Origin of the sequence: Streptococcus mitis (assembly GCF_005844455.1) — a bacterium.
Taxonomy (GTDB): domain Bacteria; phylum Bacillota; class Bacilli; order Lactobacillales; family Streptococcaceae; genus Streptococcus; species Streptococcus mitis_BF.
On record NZ_SPGF01000019.1, the window covers coordinates 30188 to 35142 of the forward strand.

General features: G+C 38.1%; 2 protein-coding genes. One reads left to right on the top strand and one right to left on the bottom strand.

What is annotated here, in order from left to right:
- Window positions 1-3105: YSIRK-type signal peptide-containing protein (locus FGQ53_RS11750; protein ID WP_171019083.1), on the bottom strand; the 3105-nt coding region annotated here is incomplete at its 3' end.
- A 337-nt stretch (window positions 3106-3442) separates the two neighbouring features.
- Here FGQ53_RS11750 and FGQ53_RS05190 point away from each other — a divergent pair.
- Window positions 3443-4609 (top strand): IS30 family transposase, encoded by a 1167-nt coding sequence (locus FGQ53_RS05190; RefSeq protein WP_138336351.1) that lies wholly within the window; start codon window positions 3443-3445, stop codon window positions 4607-4609.
- The last annotated feature ends 346 nt before the right edge of the window (window positions 4610-4955 follow it).

The following is a 4955-nucleotide window of genomic DNA, read 5'->3' on the forward strand; positions in this document are numbered from 1 at the left end:
TAAAGCGTCTTTCTTAACAGCATTTGGTGTAAAAGTGATGACTCCTGTAGAAGAATCAATGCTTGCTCCCTCCACCGGATTTACTAGCTCATAACTAGTTCGATCTGGAGTTTGAGCATTCACAGGTGTTTCCCCAGAAATATCTGTGAATGTTGGGGCTTGAATTGTCAATGTCGAGCCTGTATTCGCAACTTGGTTGCTTGCATAAGCTACATTGTATTTCAATGTACGTTGCAATACCCGAATGACAAAACGTCCTTCGTAACCGTTTACCATTCGGGTCCAATTTCCTTGTTTATCTTGCGCCCACAAAGTACGCGTCCAACGGTTCCCTCCTGTTAGTTCATCCAATCGTTCAGGTGTGTCTGCCTTTTGCGAAGACTCATTAATTAAAACCTTCGGATCTTGATGTATCACTTTTCCATCAGCAGTTCGTATATGGAAAATAGCTGCTTTAGGATTCGTTGGATCAACTTCCCAGCTTGAAATCAATTCGGCACCGATAGATTGCTCTGAAGAAGAATTTGGACCACCAACATGAATTTTTGAAATTCCACTGTAGTCATCAACAACTTTTACTTTAAAATCTACAGCTTCATCTTGATATGCATCTAATACTGGTGATGTAGCATAATTAGGATTCTTCCCATCAGCAATTTTTTGACGTTTCCCAAAATCAAATGTTGGTGGAGTACGGTCTACAACATTTACTTTGACATCTACATCCTTAAACGAGTCATCCGAGAAAGTAACTCGAACTTTAGCAGCTTGATTATCAGCAATTTGGTTAGTGTTTGGCTTCGTTACCCATTTATAGGACGTCACCGCTCCTTCACTAAATGGAGTAGAAGATGAAATAGCTTCTTTAGCCCAATCATCATTATCAGTCACCTGTTTACCAGCGTCGACAGTGATGGTATTCCCTGTAAGATTATATTTTTCTTTCTGTTCTTTGGTAATTACTTTTAAATATCCATAAGTCTTTCCAGTATGACTGGTATTTTTCAGAGTCGAAACACCATCTGCGTTTGTAGCAATCATTTCCCAGTATGTAGCGCCTAAGGATTGTTTAGTGTCTACCTTTCCAGAAAAGCTCACTGTTACAGGATCATCCTTCGTAGCGTTTCTTCTTCCAGTACTGTTCAACTCCTTGTCATAAACCATCTTTAATCCACGGTCAGTTTTCCCATCTCTAAAATTATTGATAAAGTCATTTGATTCCGAAGAAGCCACCCCATCAACAGATGCTGAGTTAATACTAAACTTTTGTATCTGGAACTTTTGATTCTTCATCTTATCGCTATAATTATCAACAATTTTGATTTTTTCGGGAACTTTCTCACCCCGGTAAAAGATTAACTCTCCATTACCAATTTCGTTTTTATCTTTATTAATTAAACTAATTTGAGGGGGATTAAACTCCAGAACAGTCACTTTTGACATAGAATAAAACCGTGTAGCACTACCTGAATCACCTTCAATATGATTAGCTACGTCCGCTCCACCTTCACGACTTGATAGCAATGCTGATAGCCAAACTTTATTGTTAATATCGTAATCATGTCTAGTCGTAGCGTTGCTTTCTCCTAGTTGTTTATAGGTACTTGGGTATTGCCATACTAGCTTTTTAACGTAATCTGAGGTCGGATTAACATCACCATAACCATACTTATAAATGTCATCAAAATTAACCTTTGTTTTAAAAATATATTCAGCCGAGTGATCTGTATCATTACCTCCAAGTCCATTGGTCCTAATCAATGTATTCGAATAGTAATAAAGTTTTTCAACCGGATAATCTAACGGAGAAACCATTCCTGATCCACCGTTTGTACCAGTAATACCGAAGCGTTTTACATTGTCCCAGTCTGCTCCAGGAAAACGAGCATTCCCACCTAAGACTTGACCGTCTGCTGATTTTCTTATATCTTGGTCTGTTGTCATAACTCGCCCATCGATTTTACGTTTCATGAATCGTTGAGGATCATCTTCTAATCGTTGCCCTTTAGAAATACCTAAAACATGCAGAGGATTCGTCATATGGTAAGCTAGTTCTTGTTCATTTGCACCCTTAAATAAAACTTTCCATTGAATTTCTTGACTTTCTGGTAGATACTCAGCCTTTACACGAATCCCTTCATGCCAATAAAATGGATTTCTCCCAGTATTTGTAGCTGTATTTTTCACTACAGCATCATACGTATATCCTGCTGATGGGTTTTTACTGTAACCAAATCCACCAAATGCTGTCTTCGCAACGCTATTATTTTCATATCCATCCCCAGGATCCGTTATAAACGGCGCAACACTATTGTTACCTACTTCACCAACAGAACGTTCTGACATCCATGCTGGTCTTTCTGTTTCTGATGATACCGTTTTTTCAGGAACAATTTCGCCTTTACTTACTTTGGATCGAGGTTCCATTAATTCCTCATGCTTTAACGAAGTTTTTGAATACTCCTCTTTTTTCTTAACTCCTTCTTCTGTTTCTGGATCAACAGATACTTTCAAAGAATCTTTTTTAGCTGAAACAGTTTGATCCTCTTCGCTTGCTCTTTCCTCAGGAGAAGATTGTCTCACTGATTTTTCAGTCTCAGTTCCAGTAGTGCTTTCTTGAACCTTACTTGTGTCTTTTACTGCTTTAGATAAAGTAGCTAAATCAGTAGATAAAAGTTCTTTTAGTTCATTTATATCTTTTTGAACTGCATCAGCTTTATCTAGTAATGCCTCAGCTTTCTGAACTCTTTCTTTTACAGAAAAAAGCACTGAATCGTCAAGGTTTAATTTAGTTGAAAGAAGAGCATTTAACTCTTCAACTACTGTTCTTAACTGACTTTTATCAACCGTATTACTACTATTTCCATCAGTTTCCTTAATACCCAGAGGCGAGTCGCCCTTATCGTTAGGTCGTACTACACCCGTAGTAGATTGTGAACTACTTCCGCTTATGCTATCTGCACTAACAACGGGCGCACCCCAAAACATCAATGCTGCAACAGCAACTGACGCCACACCGAAACTGTACTTACGAATAGAAAAGCGCAAAACTTTTTCACGTTGCTGGCGCTTTATTCTACTAAGAGATTTTGATTTATTTTCCATGGTTCCTCCTAAGAAAAATATAATAAAAAAAGCAATCTTTGTAACTTCAACTCCTTGAAAAGAGTTAAACTACAAAAAATCACTATGATGATTACTATTAGCAAATAACATCACAGCTATCACAGCTATCACAGCTATCACAGCTATCACAGCTATCACAGCTATCACAGCTATCACAAATTAATTATACCATTTTTAATACATTTAATCAAGCAAAAATATGATGGTAGCTTCTCAAAGTAACTTCCACTTGCCTGACCAAAGTGGAAATTAGTCTAAAACGGATTTTTATGGTGGAATTAAGTGTGAGACGTTTGAGTTAGAAATGAGGTCTACTATGACAAAACATAAACATCTTACCCTTTCAGACCGTAATGATATCCAGCTAGGTTTAGAGCGCGGTGAAACCTTCAAAGCTATTGGACAATCTATTCTAAAAGACCCGACCACTGTCTCCAAAGAAGTCAAACGAAACAGACAAGTCCGAGAGTCTACGTGTGATAACCTTCCTTGCCCTTTACTCGATAAGGCTCCCTTTGTCTGTAACGGCTGCCCTAAAAGAAGACAGAATTGTGGCTATAAGAAGATCTTCTACCTAGCTAAACAAGCTCAAAAGCAGTACGAACAAACTCTTGTCGAAGCTCGTGAAGGAACTCCTCTTAATTCCAAGACCTTCTGGGACATGGACAAAGTCATTTCTGATGGTGTTAAAAAGGGACAACACATCTATCATATTCTGAAAACTCATAACCTCGATATTAGCTCCTCAACTGTCTATCGACACATCCGAAAAGGTTACCTGTCTATCGCTCCGATTGATCTTGCCAGAGCTATTAAATTCAAAGAAAGAAGAAAAAGTAAGCTACCTTCTATCTCTAAAGAGGCTAAAAAAGGCCGTTCCTATGAGGATTTTCAAAATTATTTGGCTCTTAATCAACTAAATTCTTGGCTGGAAATGGACACCGTTATGGGCAGAATAGGAGGTAAAGTCTTACTCACCTTTAATCTATCTTTCTGTAACTTTATCTTCGCTAGGCTTCTAGATAATAAAACTACCCTCGAAGTTACCAAACACCTTTATAAACTCAAGAACACTCTGTACCAAGAGGACAAAGATTTCTTCCTACTCTTCCCTGTCATTTTGAAAGATAATGGTGGAAAGTTTGCCAGGGTTGATGACATCGAAATGGATGTCCGAGGAGAGAGTAAACTTTTCTTTTGTGACCCTAATCGCTCTGACCAGAAAGGCAGAATTGAGAAAAATCATACGCTGATTCGTGACATTCTACCTAAGGGAACTTCTTTTGACAACTTAACTCAAGAGGACATCAATCTCGTTTGTTCTCATGTCAACAGTGTCAAACGTGCTGCTTTGAATGGAAAGTCAGCCTGTGAGCTCTTTGCCTTCACCTATGGAGAAGAGATTCCTAAGCTTCTCGGCATTTCTAAAATACCTGCAGAAGACGTCTGCCAGTCTTCTAAACTACTCCAACATAAGTTCTAAAAACTAACCTTTAACCCCATTCAAACGTTTCAGATGAGGGGATTTTGTGCGCTCTTTTTTTCGATTCATTTTGGCTACAAAAGCGATGAAATCAAGCATTAGTAAAACCAGTGGAACTTACCCTGACACGGATTTCCACTGGTTTTTACGATTTTTATCAGACTAACTTCCACTTGGATTAGCAGTGGAAGTTAGTTTGGGAATGTAGCATTTCAAGAATTTTCAGTAAGTTTCAAGAAAACGCAATTAAGCTGTTTATAATATAGTCAATTGAAACAAGAACAAGACAAAAGAGCCTCGTAAAAAGTATTGCAACTTGGTAATACCTTTTTGAGGTGCTTTTTGA

Excerpts from the sequence above, each read along its gene's own strand:
- FGQ53_RS05190 (WP_138336351.1), top strand. The coding sequence starts at position 3,443 with ATGACAAAACATAAACATCTTACCCTTTCAGACCGTAATGATATCCAG.